The organism is uncultured Vagococcus sp., assembly GCF_963518325.1.
Classification (GTDB): Bacteria; Bacillota; Bacilli; order Lactobacillales; family Vagococcaceae; genus Vagococcus_D.
Genome location: NZ_CAUQJB010000001.1, coordinates 313,833 through 332,849, shown reverse-complemented (window position 1 = coordinate 332,849; position 19,017 = coordinate 313,833). Strand labels below are relative to the sequence as shown.

Sequence of the window (19,017 nt, the reverse complement as noted above, 5' to 3'; positions counted from 1 at the left end):
CCTACTAGAGTAAATAACAACCTTCATTTCCACCGCCAAGCTTGCGGTGGTTTTTTTTTACCAAAATGTGATCTAAGTGGGCAATAAAGAAGTATTTTATTTATAAGTAGGGCTTTGCTATAATGAAAGGAATCAACATACCGTGGATCAATGATGAAAGGTTAGTGTGACTCTTGAACAAATGTGAAATGATGAGCAAGGTTTTTGTTTACGTGCTAATGATACTGTTATTATTTTTGTCTTTCAATCAACGAAGTTATGCATTATCAGATACTCAAGCGGATTCAATTCAAAAGTTGTTGGATGACGCTAGTGCCATATCAGGTGTTCCTGGTATGTCACTTTCCGTTATTGTTGAAGAGGATGTTTTTTATTTTTCTTCGGGGTTTGCAGATCGAGAGACAGGAATGTCCGCAAGCGAAAATACATTATATGAATTGGCTTCAGTGAGTAAAGCCTTTACAGGTGCAGGAATTTTATTGTTAGAAGAGCAGGGATTATTATCAATGTCAGATCCTATCACGAATTATTTACCGTGGTTTACTCTGGTTTACCAAGGAGAAATGGTGGATAAACGAGAATTGACACTTAATAATTTTCTTCACCATACTAGCGGTTTAACCAATCCCAAGCACACTAAAAATATCCCGCAAGGTAACGGATCACATCTATTAAGAAAAACAGTTGAGATGCTAGTAGGTGAAGAATTGGCTTTTCCTCCAGGTGAAAGATATGAGTATGGAACTGTTAATTATGATGTACTAGGATTGGTGATTCAACAAGTATCGGGACAGAGTTATGAAGAATTTATGGAAAAGCAATTATTTCGGCCACTTGGACTATATCATACCTATGTTTGCAAAAAAGAGGCTAAGGCAGCTGGGCAACTAGCACAAGGCTATCGGTCCTCCTTTTTCTTGACTAGTCCCTATGATGCTCCAGAATATGATGGAAATAAACCGGCGGGCTATCTTATTTCGAGTGCAAAAGACATGGCTCGTTGGATGAGGATCCAACTAGGAGAAATTGATGATCTTCCAGAGGAGTACCAGACTGTTGTCGAGAGATCGCAGCAGGGGAATCAATCAGTTTCAGCAGTAGGTAACCGCTATTACGCTGGAGGATGGTTAGTTAATGCTGACCAGACAATTATCGAACACTCTGGTGGAAATCCTAATTTTAGAACGGAAGTTATTCTATTGCCGTATGAGCGAACAGCAGTTTGTTTGTTGACCAATGGAGCAAATACAAACGGTAATGTCGTGAAAAAAATGACCGAGATATTAAAGGGAGATCTAAATCAAACATATAATATCAGTGGCACACAAACTTTAGACCGTATATTATCCTCATTAACCCTTCTTTTTTGTCTGCTAGCCCTCTTGTTCCTTTTTTTAGGGTTTCGAATCAGATCAAGAACTAAAGGTAGAAAGCTATCTAAAAAAAGGCTCATGGTCATTTTTTGCCTACTGACCGTTGCGTTTGTTATCGTATCTATAATGGCAATCATTGGAAAAGATTGGTTTACGATAGTTGTTTGGGAAACGTATAGCATTGTGACAGTGCTTATCTCGTCTAGTTTCCTATTAATTACGGTGGCATGGTATATATTTGTTCGACGATAGAGTGTCTATCTCGCCTTAGCTAAATTTAAATTAATCCAAAAGACACCAGATAAGCGATCATCTGGTGTCTTTTGGATTAAATGATGTAATATTTTTAATGTTTGGCATGAGGATAGGGGCTGCTTTGATAAAAGTACTGGATACTTGACAGGCCAATCACCGTGTATTTTCTTAAGATGAACTGGTGACGCTGATTAAAATAACCATATGCGGCAATGGTTGATTGATCTTCGACATCTGCAAGAAAGTTCAAGGCGTCTTGATGGATTAAACAATTAATAGGTTTACCTTGATCGGTGGTTAAGGTAAAACGGACAAGAGGCTGCTCAGCGTAAGAGATAATTTTAATTTTTGAGACGGTACCAGTAAATGTTTCCATAATAAACCCTCGTTTCGACTGTATTTGATGTCTCTATTATACGAATGTATGTTCGTTTTTGTCAAGAGGAATCTCTTGATTTACGACACTAAAATATGTTATACTAAAATAAATTTTATTAAAGAGGTGCTATTCATGAATTTAATAGATATTTATTTACAGCGTCATCAAATAACTCGCTACGATGTGTCTCAACGAAGTGGTATATCGCAACAAACACTTTATAGTGCTAATAAGAAAGATGCCAAATCTTATAGCGGTAAGGTACTAATTGCATTAGGACAGGCTACAGGGGATACCGCTGGAGAAGTATTGGATGCTCTACTGACGATTGAACGAGAAGGCGCATTATTGCAAGTCTTTACTTTTGCTGAGTTAAAAGAGGCTGTCGACTCTCAGAGTCCTCGATTTTTAGTTGTAGGGCCATTTTTAGAAACAGTTAAAGCTTATAAAAAGTCTCAGTTAAGCGAAGCAGATCGATTGGGATTTGATTTAGGTAGTGCTGGTTCAGGAGGTCTGTTTGAATTTTTAATCAATCTATTGTGGATTATTTTGGACAAAAACCCTGATAAAGCCAGCTTGCGCTTGCAAGATAAAGTGGTAAAGCTCTATGATATAAAGCTGATCAATAAGCAAACTGCTGAACTAAGTTTAAGGAGTTTAAATTACTAAAAAAGCCGCTTAGAAGACCTAAGCGGCTTTTGTTAATCTTTTTTATTGCGGATAACGAGAACATTACAGGTGGCGTGGTTGACAACGTAATTTGTTGTAGAGCCAATCCAAAGTTTATCTAAACCTGTTTTCCCCGTGGCACCGACGACTAATAAATCGATGTTTTCTCGTTCAGGAACTTTATTGGTAATGATGTCTCTGGGTTGACCTTGTTTAACTAGCGGATACACTTCGCCAACCCCATACTCTTTTGCTAAATCGGCTAGTTCATTCATGTCTCGCTTGGCTTCCTCAAGTTGTTCCTCAATAACGCCTTCAATTACATAAGGGGCAAAAGGATCGATTCGTGTGTCGACTACTCTTAGGATATAGAGATTTGCTTGGTTTCGTTTGGCAATTTCAACGGCTTCTTTAAAGGCTAATAAAGAGTTTTCTGAGCCATCATTTGCAACTAAGACACGTTGATAATTTGGTAACATCATCGTCAACCTCCCATACTTTTATTAACTATATTATAACATAGGACAGTTGAATTAGTGATTTTAAAGACTAAATATGTTTTTTTAAGTCGTCACTAATGTAAGCAAATTTTTTTAATAGTTCGTAATTTTTTGCCGTTATGCTCACTCGTTTTGTCAGTGCGTGAACTTTAATACTGCTGACTTGGTCATACAGTTCAAGGTCAATAAAGGATTGAACATCGGGGGCATATTTATATGACCGAGCAAAATTTGATTTATTATTAAGTTCTGACCAATAAAATTCAAGAAATTTAAGTTTATTTTTCATTTCGGTGTAATCATCAATTGCGATTTTTACTTTTTTCATTCATTTCAGCCCTCAACTTTCTAAAATATCTCTTCGCCATATTACTATTATAATATTTTTTCCTGAAATAGCACGTATAATCGGTGTCTTTTAAGAGAAATTAAAGGAATAAATGAAATTAACCTTGAAAACGAACGTAATAAAAACAAGTGGAAAAGAAAAACAGACAGATTGCTTAAAAAGCAATCTGCCTGTTGATTAGGCTAAATCAGCGCCGTTTGTGGCAATGACTTGTTTGTACCAATCAAATGATTTTTTCTTGCTGCGAGTGAGAGTACCTTGACCGTTATTATCGCGGTCAACGTAGATAAAACCGTAACGTTTGCTCATTTCACCTGAACCGGCACTGACTAAGTCAATACAGCCCCAAGTCGTATAGCCAAGACATTCAACGCCGTCTTCAATCGCTTCGCCCATTTCACGGACATGTTCTCGTAAATAATCAATTCGGTAATCGTCAATGATGCTGCCGTCACTTTCGACTTTATCAATCGCGCCCAGGCCATTTTCAACCACAAAGAGAGGTTTTTGGTAACGGTCGTAAATTTGATTCATCGTCGTTCTTAAACCAAGTGGGTCTATTTGCCAACCCCATTCACTGGCTTTTAAGTAAGGATTTTTTAAAGAGGCAAAGACATTGCCTTCTGTTTTGCTGTTGACTTTTTCATCGGCACTAGTCAAACGAGAAGAGTAGTAACTGAATGAGATGAAGTCAACGGTATTTTCTTTTAGGACTGCTAAGTCGCCTTCTGCAATCTCTAATTCAATGCTGTTTTCTTTGAAAAAACGTTTGCTGTAGCTTGGATAATAACCACGAGCTTGAACGTCAATAAAGAAGTAACCTTCACGATCAGCTTCTAATGCTTTCCAGACGTCTTCTGGGGCACATGTATTTGGATAGGTAGCACCAGCAGCTAACATACAGCCGATTTGGAAATCAGGGTTAATCTCGTGACCTAATTTAGTTGCCATTGCTGAGGCCACTAACTGATGGTGAGCACTTTGATATTTGACTTGTTCAGGGTTGTCTTCTTTGCTGACATCAAGACCGCCACCGAAGAAGGGAATATGCAAAATCATGTTGATTTCGTTAAATGTTAACCAATATTTAACCGTATCTTTGTAACGGTTGAATACTACTTCACAGTAATTTAAATAAAAATCAATCAATTTGCGATTTTTCCAACCACCGTAGTTGGTCATTAAGGCTACCGGTGTATCAAAATGTTGAATAGTGACTAAGGGTTCCATGCCAAGTCGTTGGCATTCGTTAAATAGATCATCATAGAATTTAAGACCAGCTTCATTTGGTTCCGTTTCGTCACCATTTGGGAAAATACGAGCCCAACAAATCGAAGTTCTAAATGTTTTAAAGCCCATTTCTGCCATTAAGGCTAAATCTTCTTTATAGTGGTGGTAAAAGTCGATTGATTCATGGCTAGGGTAGAAGCCATAATTCTTTTCTAAAGCCTCTGTTGGGTTCATTAGAGCTTCCCAACGGCCATGGTGAACATCAGGTAAGATATCAACTGGTGATAAGCCTTTACCGTCTACATTATAAGCACCTTCACATTGATTGGCCGCAACGGCGCCACCCCATAAAAAATCCTTTGGAAATTTACTAGTTACCATTTGTTCGTCTCCTTTATAAACGTATTTTGTTGTCCATGCCTAATTAGTTTAGCATAATCTAGCGGGACTCATCAGTTGAGAATGGACATTAATTAATTGTTTTTACGAAAAAAACAAAAAAACCTAAACTCATCCCAGTGATTATGGCGAAAAGGCCAAAATGACTCGCATGAATCTAGGTTATGCCTGCCAGAACAGTAACATTCCATCTCAATTCTCCCTAAATATAGCATAAGAAAAGACTGCTCGCAAGGGTGTTTGTTAACAAAAATAACAGAAGTGAAAGAATAAGGTGAAATCTTGGCTGAAAATAGGTATAATTTGACTAGGCCTTTTGCCAAACTAATATTTTTTCAACTAGTCTAAGTGAGTGTGAGTGAAAGTAGGGAAGTGTAGTGAAAAACAATGCAACTTTTGCAGTTGTTGATATAGAAACAACCGGCACCAATCCCACAACCGATCGGATTATCCAGTTTGGCTGTGTCTTTGTGAAAAATAACCAGATTGTGTCGCGATTCGCTACCGATGTCAATCCTAAAATGAAAATAACCAAACAAATTGAGAATTTAACGGGAATAACCAATGAACAGGTTGCCAGAGCCCCTTATTTTGAAGATGTTGCCTCTGAAATTGCCAATTTATTAGCAGATTGTGTGTTTGTGGCACACAATATTTATTTTGACTACCAGTTTCTAAGTAAGGAACTAACCCGTTGTGGTGTACCAGAATTAACGATTGCTGGAATTGACACTGTTGAGTTGGCGCAGATTTTTTTGCCAACCTCTGCCAGTTTTCGCTTGTCGGATTTAGCGGAACAATACGGGATTAGCCATGACCGGCCTCATCAAGCGGATAGTGATGCGGAAGTGACGGCGGAATTAATGCTGGTGATCGAAGAGCGCATGCGTTCTTTACCCCTAGTGACCATGGAAAAATTAGTGGTTTTAGCCAGTGAATGTGGGATGGAGACAGCCCAGTACATCGAAATGGTTTATCAGGAGATGCTGGTAGCTATTGGTCCCTTGACGAAAGGTCTTCAATTGGTCAACGGATTGGCTCTGCAGAAAAAAGAAGTCACTTATTTCGTTTATGACAAAGAACATGAATCTGACTACCCTCATTCTAAAGTGGAGAAGGAAGTACTCTATCAAGATTTATTTGATTATCGGGAAACCCAGGGGAAAATGATGAACCTTGTATATGATTTTTTTTCCACCCCAGTGTCGACTGAAGATGGTAAGTTAGGTCATAAAAACTTCGCCCTTGAGGCATCTACTGGTAGTGGGAAAACCTTTGGCTACCTCCTGCCCTTAAGTTATTTGGCAACGCCAGAAAAGCCCGTTATTATCAGCACGGTATCCTTGTTACTGGAGAGTCAAATAGTGGAAAAAGACCTGCCGTTAGTCAATCAAATTCGACCTGGTAGTTTGGTAGCTACCTTAGTCAAAAGCCATCGCCACTTTATTGATATTGATCGGTTTGCTAGTACGCTGATCAATCCGGTTAAACAAAAGCAATACGCTTTATACCAAATGGGAATCTTAGTTTGGTTAACAGAAACCAAAACCGGTGATTTAGATGAATTAAATTTGACGACCTATAATCACATTTTTTTTAAGCAAATCAAACATCAAGGTACGGCGTTCCTGTCAAAAAAATCACCTTTCTATGAGGATGATTTTTGGCGTCATTTGCAACGGAAAATTAAACAGTCTAATGTGATTGTGATTAACCACGCTTTTCTTTGTCAGGAAAATTATCGGGATGAGCCCCTGTTACCTCCTAGTCCTTTTTTGATCATTGATGAAGCTCATCATTTACCAGAAATTGCGCAACGGGCTGGTTTTATGCAAATCTCTGATTATCAAATTACCAGGCAATTGATGCAACTAACGAATGGTGATAATCACCCGGCCGCCTTAAGTAAATTGTGGAAACACGATGACTGGCATCGGGAGGTAAAATCTTTGCGAACAATTTTGTATGAGGCGGTGGATGTGTTTGAAACGGTGAAAGAAGATATTATTGAAGCGGTCTTAATCGATCATGGTCATACCTATGACGAGGAAGTTTTAATCAGTAATGACACATTGGTGGAAATGCCGATTTACATGAAAAAGAATCTTAATCAATTTAATATTTTGCTGAAAGAGGGTCGTCAACTTTATCAACGAATCGAGCAGATTTTTCTGGGTGAAATTGATAAATGGACGGCTTCGGAGAAGTTTTTAATGACAGAGTGGTTAAGTGACCTAGCTCAATTTGCTGAGTTTTCGCAATTTTTTGATGATTATATTCAGCCGGTCTCAAGTGATGTCATTAAATGGTTGCGAATAAAAGAAAAGAATCAGCAGATTACGGCTAGCTACAGTGATTTTTCTGCTTCGATTGTGTCTCATAGTCGCTGGTATCCGCGGTATGATAAAATCCTTTACACTGGGGGAACTATTCGTGTAGGAAAAGACACTCAGTATCTAGGCAGGACCTTGGGAATTGACTATGTGCCCTTTAAGTCTTTGCCCTCAACTTATGATTACAGCAAGCAGGCCAGGTTATACGTTCCGACTGAGGCCAATGATTATCGAGAGTTGAGCTCACCGGAGTATATCGACTTTGTCAGCCAGACTCTTAAAAAAATCGCCAGACAAGAAAAACGCTCCTTGTTAGTGTTGTTTACCTCTCATGATATGTTGCAAAAAGTGTATCAAAAAATTCACTATGAACTGTTGATGGAAGGTGTCGAAGTCTTGGCACAAGGTTTATCGGGTTCCAGAGAAAAAATCGTCAAACGTTTTTCTCACTCTGCTCATACGATACTACTGGGAACTGATTCATTTTGGGAAGGGGTCGATTTGCCTGGAGAGGCTTTGGAAATTATCATTGTCACTCGTCTGCCATTTGAATCACCAGAACGTCCTTTTATTAAGGAAAAATATCAGTATTTAAAAGATAACGGAATTGATTCTTTTAATAAATATGCGTTGCCGAAAGCGGCTTTAAGATTAAGGCAAGGACTCGGCCGACTGATACGTTCAGACCAGGATAAAGGGGTCTTGCTAGTTCTCGACAGACGGTTAATAAAGGCTAAATACGGAGCCCGAATGATTCGGGCCTTGCCGAATGATCTACCATTAGTAGAAGAAAGTTTGGATGAGATCTTAAAAGACCTTAAAGAATTTCTCTAAAGTCGCCAGATTCCAAGTACAATCCGAACAAATTCTGGTATAATAAGAAAAGCTTTGGGAGCAGATAGGCTTCAAGCAAATCAGCGAATTATGGTGAAGATGAAGGTTATCTTTGCTGTTAATAAAAGGCACCAGATGAGTTAGAGGGGAACAACTAGATGAGAAAAAAAATTCTAATCGGCGTAAGCTTGATCTTAGCCACATTGATTTTTAGCTCTATTTTCTTTTTTGTTAGAGCAAACAGGCCCATGAGCCGAGCTAAAAAGGAAGCGATTGAGATTGCCAGAGAACATACTGATTTGGAGCGAGTGGATCGTTTTTATTGGTATACTCGGGAAGAAAGTTATTTTACTTTAGTTGGAACGGATGCTAAAGACAAAGGGATTATCGTGATTATTCCCCAATCAGGCAGTAAGGTCACGGTGTTAAATCAGGAAGATGGTTTAACGGAGGAAGAGGCTTTGCAAAAAGTGTACGAAGCCGAAAACCCTAATAAAGTTATCAAGATGAATTTGGGCATGCATGAGGGCCAACCGACTTGGGAAGTCGTGGCTGAAAACGCCGAAAATAGTTTGGATTATTATTTAGTCGATTTCAAAACGGGAGAAATCGTCAGTAGTATTAAAAATATTTAATAAAAAAATGGAGATGAGGGATAGTATGGTATTATCAAACAGGGCACAACAATTAGAGCCGTCAGTGACGTTGGCAGCGGCGGCGAAAGCAAAAGAATTAAAGGCAGCCGGTCTTGATATTTTGAGTTTGACTCTTGGGGAACCTGATTTCATCACACCAGAAAATATTCGCCAAGCAGCGATTGATGCCATTACAACGGGGCAAGCTAGTTTTTATACACCGGCTGCGGGAATACCGGCTTTAAAACAAGCCATTGTTGAACGGACAAAAGCGGATTACGGTTTAACCTATGATGTCAATCAAGTGGTGGCGACCGATGGGGCCAAGTTTGGCCTGTATGCCTTGTTTCAAGCGCTCATTAATCTGGCTGATGAAGTAATTATTCCAGTTCCATACTGGGTCAGTTATGCCGAACAAGTTAAGTTGGCTCAAGGAACACCGGTTTTTGTTGAGGCGACTCAGAACAACGACTTCAAAGTAACGGTGGATCAACTGGAAGCAGTCCGAACAGACAAGACTAAGGCAGTTATTATTAACTCACCTTCTAATCCAACAGGCTCCATTTACTCGAAAGATGAATTGTTAGCTATTGGTGAATGGGCAGTGGCTCATGACTTGTGGATTATTGCAGATGATATTTACGGTCGTTTGGTTTATAATGGGCATGAGTTTACTCCGATTGCCACCTTATCAGAAGCGATTCGCCAGAAGACATTAATCATCAATGGGGTATCCAAGAGTTACTCTATGACTGGTTGGCGGATTGGCTATGTCATTGGCGATGCTGAGATTATTAAAGCCATCACATCGATTGCTTCTCAAGCCACAAGTAACTGTTCGGCAGCCAGTCAGTATGCGGCAATTGAAGCCTTGACGGGTGATCAGAGTTCTGTGGAAGTGATGCGTCAAGCTTTTGAAGAACGCTTAAACATTCTATACTCTCAAGTGGCGTCTTTACCAGGGGTTAGCTTGCAAAAACCTCAAGGAGCCTTTTATTTATTCCCGAATGTCAAGGGAACGATGGACTTGTGTGGCTATACGGATGTGAATGTTTTTGTGGAGGATTTATTAATGGAGGCCCATGTTGCGGTTGTAACAGGTGCAGGTTTTGGTGCGCCAGAGAACATTCGAATGAGTTATGCAACGGATTTAGAGACATTAGAAGAAGCGGTCAAACGACTTGCTGCTTTTATTGATAAAAAGAAACAATAATTTCTATACCTGTGTTAAAATAGAAAATTAGTTGAAATTTAGAATGGAGAGACATGCATGGAAAGAATTCGTATTATTGATTCAAAAAATCATGTGGGAGAGACAGTGCAAATTGGTGGTTGGATTGCCAACAAACGTTCAAGTGGCAAAATCGCTTTCTTACAATTAAGAGATGGGTCAGCTTATTTCCAAGGAATCGTAGTGAAAGCTGAAGTTCCAGAAGAAGTATTTGAAACAGCTAAGTCATTAAATCAGGAAACATCTGTTATTATTACGGGAGAAATTCGGGAAGATACCCGTTCGAAGTTCGGCTATGAAATTGGTGTCAGTGGGATTGAAGTAGTTGGTGAGAGCCATGATTACCCGATTACGCCAAAAGAGCACGGGACTGACTTTTTAATGGATCACCGTCATTTATGGTTGCGTTCAACGAAACAACACGCAATAATGCAAATTCGTAACGAATTAATTCGTGCGACTTATGAATTTTTTAATACACGAGGGTTTATTAAAATTGACCCACCTATCCTAACTAGTAGTGCCCCAGAAGGGACCACAGAGCTGTTTAAGACGGATTATTTTGGCCAAGAAGCGTACTTATCACAAACCGGTCAATTGTATTTGGAAGCTGCTGCTATGGCTTTTGGGAAAGTCTTCTCATTTGGACCGACTTTCAGAGCCGAAAAATCAAAAACTCGTCGTCATTTAACGGAATTTTGGATGATGGAGCCAGAGATGGCTTTTGTCGAACATGACGAGAGTTTAGAAATTCAAGAACAATATGTGGCTTTTATGGTTCAGTCTTGTTTGGATAATTGTGATTACGCCTTAGATGTCTTAGGTCGTGATAAAGAATTATTAAAAACATACACTGAAACACCATATCCTCGTATTTCATACGATGATGCTGTGACCTTATTACAAGAAAATGGCTTTGACGATGTGAAATGGGGCGATGATTTTGGCTCGCCACATGAAACTTTTATTGCCAATAACTTTAATAAGCCTGTCTTTATTTTGAACTATCCTAAATCAATGAGTCCTTTCTATATGAAACCTCATCCAGATCGTGATGATGTGGTGATTCGTGCCGATTTAATCGCACCAGAAGGTTACGGTGAAATTATCGGAGGTAGTCAACGTGCTGTTGGTTATGATTATTTATTGGAACAAATTGAAAAAGATGGTCTGAATGAAGAAGATTATGCTTGGTATTTAGACCTACAAAAATATGGATCCGTGCCACATTCAGGCTTTGGTCTTGGCTTAGAACGGACAGTTACTTGGATTTCAGGAACTGAACACGTTCGTGAAGCTAGTCCATTTCCACGTTTGTTACACCGTATCTACCCATAAAAAGAAAAAAGGTGATTGGAAGAGACTTCCAATCACCTTTTTTAGGCTTGGCAACAAGCGAAATAGCGACCTTCATTATCAGCGAAGTTAAAACTCAGGCTGTCTCCGTGTTGGCTGATGTCATTAACAAAGGTAGTTCCCGTTTTAAGTTTTTGATGGACGGCTTCCAGGTTATCCACATGGAGCATTAGGGAAGGGGTCTCAAGGGAAACTTCTGGTGAGACTTGCTTAATAAATTCGATGTCAAAGAGTTGTATAGCAAAGGCTTGATCGTTACCTAAAATAACAGAAGTAGATGTGCCTAAATCCAACTCTGTCTGGCGCTTAAAGTCTAGGTAAGTTTCCCAAAAAGCGGCGGTTTCTTCGACATTTTTTACGTAGAGCATAAGGGTTAATTGTTTAATCATGAGTTTGATCTCCATTCGGTTTGATAGCCTAAATTCTAGGCTAACTGGGTCATAATGTAAATGGATTTGCTTGCAACTGGATAAAGTAAAAAAGCAGTGTGAGAGGTCTCACACTGCTTTAACGAATTTAAAGGACTGACATCCCCGTAATCATTGCTAAAATAAGTACTAATAGAAAAAAGACAGCTGGAATCGCCGTGATTAATAAAGCTAAGCCATTTAGCATGCGGCCATCGTCTCGTTTAATGGCTGCTGTTGTACGCAATACCACCATAGAAGTGACAAATATTTCTGCGACTACTAAATTGGGGCTAAAGTGGAGCCAATTACAAACAAATAAAAATAAACTAGTAGCTGCAAATACTAAGGATACGGTTGTTGCTAACGAACATTGATTATTGCGGCTTAATAACATAGACAATTCTCCTTTTTATGGACCGGCTATTTTGCGGAATCGAGTGAACAGCGGTACTCCTTTTAACATAAGTGTTAGATTTTTAATTTAACGGTTAATAGAATGTTTGTTATTTTTAAGCAAACATCTAATTCTATCTTTAGTATAGAGTAGGTGAGGCGAAATTGGAATCGGTCTAAAGCCTTAATTATCTGATTCTTAATAGTTGAGACCGATCATCATAAGTTCCTAAGTAATCGACAAGGTAGTGAAAATTCTTATTGTCATGTTTTCACCTTAATAAAGCCGAAAGTATCACTCTGTTCTGATGATTAAGCGAATAATCGATTGGAACGATCGGTTTGATCAGTTATATCATTTAAAAAGTTTCAAAAAAGATAAACCTTACTGTTGACAAAATGTAACTACAGATGTAAACTATAAATATCAAGTCGATTACAAACGTAAATTTAATATTAGGAGTGAAACAAATGGAGAAAGCACAAGTTAAAATTAGCGATGCAGAATGGGAAGTTATGCGTGTAGTATGGACCTTAGGTGAAACCACTAGCCCAGAAATTATTTTGATCTTACAGGAAAAGATGGGATGGAAGCCGCCGACAATTAAGACGTTGATTGGGCGTCTCGTTAAAAAGGAAGTCCTTAGTACCGAAAATTTTGGAAAAAAATATATTTATCGGCCGTTGGTATCAGAAGAGGATACTGTTAAAAGTGCCACAGAAAGTCTTTTTGCTCATATATGTGCTAAAAAAATTGGCTCGACTATTACAGATTTGATTGATGAAGCAGAATTAACTCATGACGATATTGCAATGATTATGAAAGAGTTAGAGGCTAAAAAAGCCACAGCAGTTGACAACATCGCCTGTAATTGTGTACCAGGTCAATGTGAATGTGCCAATCATAATTAAAAAGGGAAGAAGGAAAAGAAAATGAAAAAAGAATTTAACGTAACTGGGATGACATGTAATCATTGTGTGGCTTCAATTGAAAATGGCTTGAATGAGTTAGCAGGTGTCGAAAAAGTTAAAGTTAACTTAAAAAAAGGAAAAGCAACAGTCAAATACGATGAAACGAACGTATCCTCTAATCAAATTGTCAATAAAATAAAAGAGGTTGGATACGAGGCCGAGGTGATTTAGATGGAACAAACTGGACATATTGAAGTTGAAACATTAGCTATAAGCGGGATGACATGTGCCAATTGTTCCGCTAGAATTGAAAAAGAACTTAACAACCAACCAGGCGTCAAAAATGCCAATGTTAATTTAGCAACAGAACGAGCAACTGTTCAATATGAAGACAGTGCCACCGATGTTGATAAATTAATTGCCAGTGTGGAAAGCATTGGCTATGGCGCAATTTTATTCGACGAGGAGCATAAACGTCAAATAGAAGAAATTAAGCAAGCTGAAATCCGCAAAATGAAGCGAGATTTAATCATCAGTGCTCTGTTAAGTGCGCCGATGATCTTGGCGATGATTATGATGCTGTTGAAGATTCACAATCCAGTGTCTGATTTTCTTCATCAGCCACTGGTTCAATTAGCTTTGGCAACACCTGTTCAATTTTGGATTGGTGCCCGTTTTTACCGAGGGGCTTACCATGCCATTAAAACAAAGGCGCCAAACATGGATGTTCTTGTGGCAATTGGGACCTCAGCAGCCTATCTACTAAGTATTTACAATGGTTTCATGAGTGGTCATCCGATGGATTTGTATTTTGAAACCAGTGCTGTTATTATTACCTTGATTTTGCTTGGTAAATACTTGGAACAAAATGCGAAAAATCGGACTAGCGGTGCCATTAAACAGTTGATGGCACTACAAGCAAAGACGGCTACGGTGATTCGTGAGGGCGTTGAGAAAGTTATTCCAACAGAAGAGGTTCTCTTGAATGATGTGGTCCGTGTCCGCCCTGGAGAACAAGTGCCAGTGGACGGTGTTATTTTGGAGGGGACCACAACAATCGATGAAAGTATGTTAACAGGTGAAAGTTTGCCGGTTGAAAAAAGTAGGGATGATGGGGTTTTTGGCGGGACGATTAACGCGAATGGCGCGATTACCTTTAAGGCGACTCAAATTGGTTCTGAAACAGCTCTATCACGAATTATTCGTATGGTAGAAGAAGCTCAAGGAAGTAAAGCGCCTATTCAAGCAGTGGCTGATAAAATATCTGCGATCTTTGTGCCAATTGTCTTAGTTATTGCCTTGCTGACACTGATTGTTTCAGGTTTGGTTCTAGGTAACTGGGAAGTTGCTTTGCTGCACAGTGTGGCTGTTTTAGTTATTGCTTGTCCTTGTGCCCTAGGTTTAGCCACCCCAACAGCGATTATGGTCGGAACTGGTTTAGGTGCTAAAAATGGAATCTTAATTAAAGGTGGCGAATCTCTTGAACGAGCGTCTCACATTAATGCGATTGTAGTCGATAAAACAGGAACAATTACGAAAGGGAAACCAAGTGTGACTAATTTTTATTTGGCGGACGATAGTTTTCTTAAACCAAAAGAAGTCTTAAGTATTTTAGGTTCGTTGGAAAGTAGCTCTGAACATCCTTTAGCTAAAGCGATTGTTCACTACGCTCAAATGGAAAAGGCCTCTACTAATAAAGTGGTAGATGATTTCAACGCTTTAGTTGGCGCTGGGATCAGCGGCGTCGTTGATAACAAAATTTATTATGTGGGGACAAAACGTCTTCTAAGTGAAAATGATATTCCTTTTTATGCTGATGATGAATTAGTATTGAAGATGGAAGGGGAAGGCAAAACCGTGATGTATTTGGCAGATCAGCACGCTGTTCTCGGCGTCATTGCGGTTGCTGATGAAGTGAAAGAAACTTCGGCAGAAGCAATCAAGGAATTACAACAACAAGGTATCCAGGTTTATATGATGACTGGTGATAATAGACGGACAGCCGAATTTATTGGTTCTCAAGTGAATTTAGACAGCAAACATATCTTTGCTGAGGTATTACCTGAAGATAAAGCTAATTATGTTAAAAAACTTCAGGAGGAAGGTAAGTTTGTTGCCATGGTTGGTGATGGCATCAATGATGCTCCAGCAATTGCCATGGCAGATGTTGGGATCGCCATGGGAACTGGGACCGATATTGCAATGGAAACAGCAGATGTTACTTTAATGAATGGTGATTTGTTGAATTTATCTAAAACGACAACACTGTCTCATTTGACCATGCGTAAAATTAAGCAAAATCTATTCTGGGCTTTTATCTATAACACAATTGGTATTCCATTTGCAGCAATTGGTTTTTTAAATCCGATAATTGCTGGTGGCGCAATGGCTTTTAGTTCTGTCAGCGTTCTGTTAAACTCCTTAAGTTTAAATCGAAAAAAATTATAAATTAGAATAATATTAGACTAAAAGGTAGGTAAATCCTTTTAGTCTTTTTCATTGTCTTTTTTCTATTTTCTCTATAGTCGAAATGTGGTATGGTGTTAATAACCCCCTTTTTAATAAAAAAACGTTCGTTTTGATTGTCTTTTTGCGGGAAGGGGAAGGTAGTCTCAAATACGATATGAAAAGATGTTGAAAGGGGACAGTTGACTTGTATTATAAATTAACAAAGCAATTACAGCGAATGTATGATTTGTTGAATGCGCTAATAGATGCGAATAAACCCATATCAAAGCAGGAGGCCTCGCAACAAACAAAGTGTTCCCGTCCAACTCTGGATAACACGATAGACGATGCTAACCGTTTAATCAGTGGATTTACTCAAATAGAGTATGTGGACAATGGGTTGTTTTTAAGCAAAAATGGTTATTTGAATAAGCGGCAAGTCAGCGCACTTATCAGTAACCAAACATTTATGGTTCAATTTCTTTCGGATTTATTATTAGGTAAGGTTGAAACTCTTGAGAGTTGGGCAGCCAAGTATTATTACAGTATCTCAGTTGCTTACCGTCACAGCCGTAAGCTAACCGCCTATTTGGCTCGAATTGGTATTCAATTAATAAATGAAAATAACTATTGGTATTTAAGAGGTGATAGTTGGCAGATTCGTTTTTTTTATTTACAAATGTTAAAAGAGAAAGCTGTCGTTGATGATCTCTGGATCTTTCAAGAGTTGGATTATCAAGTGTTAAATAAATTCGTCAAACTGGTGACTCAAGAATTAGAGCTTTTTTTAACGCCGCCAGTCGAGTATTTTTATACACTGATTACGGCGGTTCATCTGTCAATGACAGAAAATCCCTATGCAATAGAATCAATTGATGATGAAAAATTTAAATTTTTATTAGAAGACCATGCCTTTGATAAACCGTTATCACTGTTAGAAAAGTACCTTGGTCGTGCCTTAACTAGTAATGAAAAGGCCATGTTAATCAGTTCAATTGAGTTGTTCCCAGTTAAATACCTTTCTGAGGCCGCGATGCATCGACGTCTTATTCACTCTAGTATGACAGATCATGATGTGTATCAATTGGCAATGGTTGCCTGTGATGTTTTTTATCCTGAAAACAGTAACTTAAGAATGACGGTCAATTTCATCGATATATTTTCTCCATTGCAACTTCTTGATAGCTATCATGAATTTAATTATAATCAAAATTATTATAACCAAATTAGAAAATTCAACAAGATGGTAGGAAGTGATTTTATAGGCAAAATCAGGGAGTTGAAAGAACGCATTAAAGATAAAAAGTATGGTAACCATTATTTTCGAAATGAAGATGTCTTAAATCAACAGCTGTATGTTCTTTACAAGGCATTTTCTCGGGAAAATTTGTTAGAGCCAATTAGGGTCACTTTTTTATCAGAAAAAGGTTTTGTTCAAGAACAGTTTTATCGTCAGCAATTTTTGAGTCTCTTTGCTGATGATCGTTTGGAGTATATTAGTGCTCAGGAAGTTCATCAAAATAATTTATGGTCTGGAATCGATTTGATCGTGACAGACTTTACTTTAGCTCGATATGACTACGTGGGTCGGGTTGTCTATATTAATGAAATGGTCACGCCAGATAACTTAAAAAAGATTGAAGCTATTATTGTTGATTTGGAAATCACAAAAATGTTAAAATAAGTGTTACTATTTCTAGATTAAGCGCTGACAATTTTGAATAAACAAACTGTTGCGAGGAAATTTTGCAGCAGTTTGTTTATATATTCTGAAAATTACATTAATTCAAGAAAAAAATAGTGAAAATGGAAGATTTACAATAAATACTGTGATACTATGGTAAAAAGGAAAAGGAGCGCCTTAACTCTAGCAAGGTGACTTGCGTAGAAGTTTAGGACAGCGGACCTAAAAGGAAAAGGATCGCCTTAACTCTAGCAAGGTAACTTGCGTAGAAGTTTAGGACAGCGGACCTAAAAGGAAAAGGAGCGATGTTGATGTCAGTATTTACGCCACGTTTTAATCAGCAATTAGGGAGGATTACCCCATCACCCATTAGACAATTTGATGAAGATTGCACCAGTATTGAGGGGATTATTAAATTAACTTTAGGTGAACCGGATTTTAATACGCCTGAGCATGTCAAAGAAGCAGGAATTGCGGCTATTCAAGAGGATTTTTCTCATTATACGGTTAATTCGGGTTTAATTGAACTAAGGGAAGCAGTTCGAGATTTTTTTCAAAAAAAATACCAAGTGAGCTATGATCCTCAATCGGAAATTTTGGTGACAGTGGGAGCGACAGAAGCGTACAGCGCGAGTTTGTTGGCGATTTTAAACCCAGGGGATAAAGTCTTGATTCCGACACCGGCTTTTCCAGGCTACGAACCAGTCATCACTTTAGCTGGGGCAGAGTCAATTGAAATTGACACTTCGGATAATGGATTTGTATTAAGTCCAGAGATGATTGAAGCGGCTATGGCGGAACACGGAGATAAGGTAAAAGCTATTATTCTTAATTATCCAAGTAATCCAACGGGCGTTACTTATACCCGCCGTGAAGTGGTGGCGATTGCCGACTCGTTAAAAAAATACAATGTTTTTGTTTTGTCCGATGAAATATATAGTGAGTTATCTTATGATGCCCACCATGTTTCAATCGCTGAATTTTTACCAGAACAAACCATTTTAATCAGTGGTTTATCCAAGTCTCATGCGATGACTGGCTGGCGGATTGGGTTTGTTTTAACACGAACTGAGATCGCCCGTGAAATCGCCAAAACCCATCAATTTTTAGTGACAGCGGCTACGACAGTTGCTCAAAAGGCAGCAGTTAATGCCTTAACCGTCGGGATTGATGATGGCATGATTATGAAAGAGGCCTACCGAGAGCGACGGGATTTCGTTTATAAAGAAATGACCGCCTTAGGGTTTGAGATTGCTAAACCGTCAGGTGCTTTTTATATCTTTGCTAAAATACCTGCTGGATTTCCTCAGGATTCATTGGCATTTTGTCAAGAATTAGCCAATCAATATCGTGTGGCAATTGTTCCAGGAAGTGCTTTTGGTTTAGCTGGACAGGGGTATGTCCGCATTAGTTATGCGGCAGATATGGACAAATTAGTGGAAGCAATAAAACGAATTAAAGCTTACATTGAATCAAAATAAACATGCAAAAAAGTGGTAGTGATTGACCTAAGTCAATCGCTACCACTTTTTTCTCTCCTACTCACCTTCCACAAAGTGTTAATAGTAGGATGGAACTCCTAAATCGAGTTCTGTCGCCTCATCGCATGTAAATGAGTATAACACAG

Annotated in this window: 17 protein-coding genes; 11 read left to right on the top strand and 6 right to left on the bottom strand. The window is 38.6% G+C overall.

Annotation, left to right across the window (positions count from 1 at the left end; genetic code table 11):
• Window positions 1-173: 173 nt before the first annotated feature.
• Window positions 174-1,625, top strand: coding sequence for a serine hydrolase domain-containing protein (locus tag RWN13_RS01580; protein ID WP_314059771.1), 1,452 nt, complete (start codon window positions 174-176; stop codon window positions 1,623-1,625).
• Window positions 1,626-1,719: 94 nt separating this feature from the next.
• Here RWN13_RS01580 and RWN13_RS01575 read toward each other — a convergent pair whose 3' ends face one another.
• The gene (locus tag RWN13_RS01575) at window positions 1,720-2,004 is read right to left on the bottom strand and encodes a hypothetical protein (RefSeq protein WP_314059769.1); all 285 of its coding nucleotides are present in this window, start codon (window positions 2,002-2,004) and stop codon (window positions 1,720-1,722) included.
• Window positions 2,005-2,139: 135 nt separating this feature from the next.
• Here RWN13_RS01575 and RWN13_RS01570 point away from each other — a divergent pair, with 135 nt between their 5' ends.
• Window positions 2,140-2,676, top strand: coding sequence for a helix-turn-helix domain-containing protein (locus tag RWN13_RS01570; protein ID WP_314059767.1), 537 nt, complete (start codon window positions 2,140-2,142; stop codon window positions 2,674-2,676).
• A 32-nt stretch (window positions 2,677-2,708) separates the two neighbouring features.
• Here RWN13_RS01570 and RWN13_RS01565 read toward each other — a convergent pair whose 3' ends face one another.
• The 3 genes from RWN13_RS01565 to RWN13_RS01555 all read right to left on the bottom strand — a co-directional run bounded on the left by RWN13_RS01565 (window position 2,709) and on the right by RWN13_RS01555 (window position 5,136).
• Window positions 2,709-3,158 (bottom strand): universal stress protein, encoded by a 450-nt coding sequence (locus RWN13_RS01565; protein WP_314059764.1) that lies wholly within the window; start codon window positions 3,156-3,158, stop codon window positions 2,709-2,711.
• Between the two features lie 67 nt (window positions 3,159-3,225).
• Window positions 3,226-3,504, bottom strand: coding sequence for a hypothetical protein (locus tag RWN13_RS01560; RefSeq protein ID WP_314059762.1), 279 nt, complete (start codon window positions 3,502-3,504; stop codon window positions 3,226-3,228).
• 198 nt (window positions 3,505-3,702) lie between these two features.
• Window positions 3,703-5,136 carry a 6-phospho-beta-glucosidase gene (locus RWN13_RS01555; protein WP_314059760.1) on the bottom strand — a complete coding sequence of 478 codons (1,434 nt, stop codon included), beginning with the start codon at window positions 5,134-5,136 and terminating at the stop codon, window positions 3,703-3,705.
• A gap of 395 nt (window positions 5,137-5,531) precedes the next feature.
• Between RWN13_RS01555 and RWN13_RS01550 the strand changes: the two genes are divergently transcribed.
• The 4 genes from RWN13_RS01550 (at window position 5,532) to asnS (ending at window position 11,525) form a co-directional block, all read left to right on the top strand.
• Window positions 5,532-8,321 carry a helicase C-terminal domain-containing protein gene (locus RWN13_RS01550; protein WP_314059759.1) on the top strand — a complete coding sequence of 930 codons (2,790 nt, stop codon included), beginning with the start codon at window positions 5,532-5,534 and terminating at the stop codon, window positions 8,319-8,321.
• Between the two features lie 158 nt (window positions 8,322-8,479).
• Complete coding sequence (locus RWN13_RS01545) at window positions 8,480-8,956, top strand: DUF5590 domain-containing protein (RefSeq protein ID WP_314059758.1); 477 nt, start codon at window positions 8,480-8,482, stop codon at window positions 8,954-8,956.
• Window positions 8,957-8,981: 25 nt separating this feature from the next.
• On the top strand, window positions 8,982-10,169 hold the full coding sequence (locus RWN13_RS01540; protein ID WP_314059756.1) for a pyridoxal phosphate-dependent aminotransferase: 1,188 nt from the start codon (window positions 8,982-8,984) through the stop codon (window positions 10,167-10,169).
• A gap of 57 nt (window positions 10,170-10,226) precedes the next feature.
• Window positions 10,227-11,525, top strand: coding sequence for an asparagine--tRNA ligase (gene asnS, locus RWN13_RS01535; RefSeq protein ID WP_314059753.1), 1,299 nt, complete (start codon window positions 10,227-10,229; stop codon window positions 11,523-11,525).
• A gap of 41 nt (window positions 11,526-11,566) precedes the next feature.
• Here asnS and RWN13_RS01530 read toward each other — a convergent pair whose 3' ends face one another.
• Window positions 11,567-11,932 (bottom strand): VOC family protein, encoded by a 366-nt coding sequence (locus RWN13_RS01530; protein ID WP_314059751.1) that lies wholly within the window; start codon window positions 11,930-11,932, stop codon window positions 11,567-11,569.
• Between the two features lie 127 nt (window positions 11,933-12,059).
• Complete coding sequence (locus RWN13_RS01525; RefSeq protein ID WP_314059750.1) at window positions 12,060-12,347, bottom strand: hypothetical protein; 288 nt, start codon at window positions 12,345-12,347, stop codon at window positions 12,060-12,062.
• A 470-nt stretch (window positions 12,348-12,817) separates the two neighbouring features.
• On the opposite strand from RWN13_RS01525, the gene RWN13_RS01520 reads away from it, so the two are divergent.
• The 5 genes from RWN13_RS01520 to RWN13_RS01500 all read left to right on the top strand — a co-directional run bounded on the left by RWN13_RS01520 (window position 12,818) and on the right by RWN13_RS01500 (window position 18,871).
• Window positions 12,818-13,258 carry a CopY/TcrY family copper transport repressor gene (locus RWN13_RS01520; RefSeq protein ID WP_314059748.1) on the top strand — a complete coding sequence of 147 codons (441 nt, stop codon included), beginning with the start codon at window positions 12,818-12,820 and terminating at the stop codon, window positions 13,256-13,258.
• A gap of 21 nt (window positions 13,259-13,279) precedes the next feature.
• Complete coding sequence (gene copZ / locus RWN13_RS01515; protein ID WP_314059745.1) at window positions 13,280-13,489, top strand: copper chaperone CopZ; 210 nt, start codon at window positions 13,280-13,282, stop codon at window positions 13,487-13,489.
• Window positions 13,490-15,706: a heavy metal translocating P-type ATPase gene (locus tag RWN13_RS01510; RefSeq protein WP_314059744.1), complete on the top strand. Its 2,217-nt coding sequence runs from the start codon at window positions 13,490-13,492 to the stop codon at window positions 15,704-15,706.
• 205 nt (window positions 15,707-15,911) lie between these two features.
• Window positions 15,912-17,390 (top strand): helix-turn-helix domain-containing protein, encoded by a 1,479-nt coding sequence (locus tag RWN13_RS01505; RefSeq protein WP_314059742.1) that lies wholly within the window; start codon window positions 15,912-15,914, stop codon window positions 17,388-17,390.
• 311 nt (window positions 17,391-17,701) lie between these two features.
• The gene (locus RWN13_RS01500; RefSeq protein ID WP_314059741.1) at window positions 17,702-18,871 is read left to right on the top strand and encodes a pyridoxal phosphate-dependent aminotransferase; all 1,170 of its coding nucleotides are present in this window, start codon (window positions 17,702-17,704) and stop codon (window positions 18,869-18,871) included.
• The last annotated feature ends 146 nt before the right edge of the window (window positions 18,872-19,017 follow it).

Excerpts from the sequence above, each read along its gene's own strand:
- RWN13_RS01575 (WP_314059769.1), bottom strand. The coding sequence starts at position 2,004 with ATGGAAACATTTACTGGTACCGTCTCAAAAATTAAAATTATCTCTTAC.
- RWN13_RS01570 (WP_314059767.1), top strand. The coding sequence starts at position 2,140 with ATGAATTTAATAGATATTTATTTACAGCGTCATCAAATAACTCGCTAC.
- RWN13_RS01565 (WP_314059764.1), bottom strand. The coding sequence starts at position 3,158 with ATGATGTTACCAAATTATCAACGTGTCTTAGTTGCAAATGATGGCTCA.
- RWN13_RS01560 (WP_314059762.1), bottom strand. The coding sequence starts at position 3,504 with ATGAAAAAAGTAAAAATCGCAATTGATGATTACACCGAAATGAAAAAT.
- RWN13_RS01555 (WP_314059760.1), bottom strand. The coding sequence starts at position 5,136 with ATGGTAACTAGTAAATTTCCAAAGGATTTTTTATGGGGTGGCGCCGTT.
- RWN13_RS01545 (WP_314059758.1), top strand. The coding sequence starts at position 8,480 with ATGAGAAAAAAAATTCTAATCGGCGTAAGCTTGATCTTAGCCACATTG.
- RWN13_RS01540 (WP_314059756.1), top strand. The coding sequence starts at position 8,982 with ATGGTATTATCAAACAGGGCACAACAATTAGAGCCGTCAGTGACGTTG.
- asnS (WP_314059753.1), top strand. The coding sequence starts at position 10,227 with ATGGAAAGAATTCGTATTATTGATTCAAAAAATCATGTGGGAGAGACA.
- RWN13_RS01530 (WP_314059751.1), bottom strand. The coding sequence starts at position 11,932 with ATGATTAAACAATTAACCCTTATGCTCTACGTAAAAAATGTCGAAGAA.
- RWN13_RS01525 (WP_314059750.1), bottom strand. The coding sequence starts at position 12,347 with ATGTTATTAAGCCGCAATAATCAATGTTCGTTAGCAACAACCGTATCC.
- RWN13_RS01520 (WP_314059748.1), top strand. The coding sequence starts at position 12,818 with ATGGAGAAAGCACAAGTTAAAATTAGCGATGCAGAATGGGAAGTTATG.
- copZ (WP_314059745.1), top strand. The coding sequence starts at position 13,280 with ATGAAAAAAGAATTTAACGTAACTGGGATGACATGTAATCATTGTGTG.
- RWN13_RS01510 (WP_314059744.1), top strand. The coding sequence starts at position 13,490 with ATGGAACAAACTGGACATATTGAAGTTGAAACATTAGCTATAAGCGGG.
- RWN13_RS01500 (WP_314059741.1), top strand. The coding sequence starts at position 17,702 with ATGTCAGTATTTACGCCACGTTTTAATCAGCAATTAGGGAGGATTACC.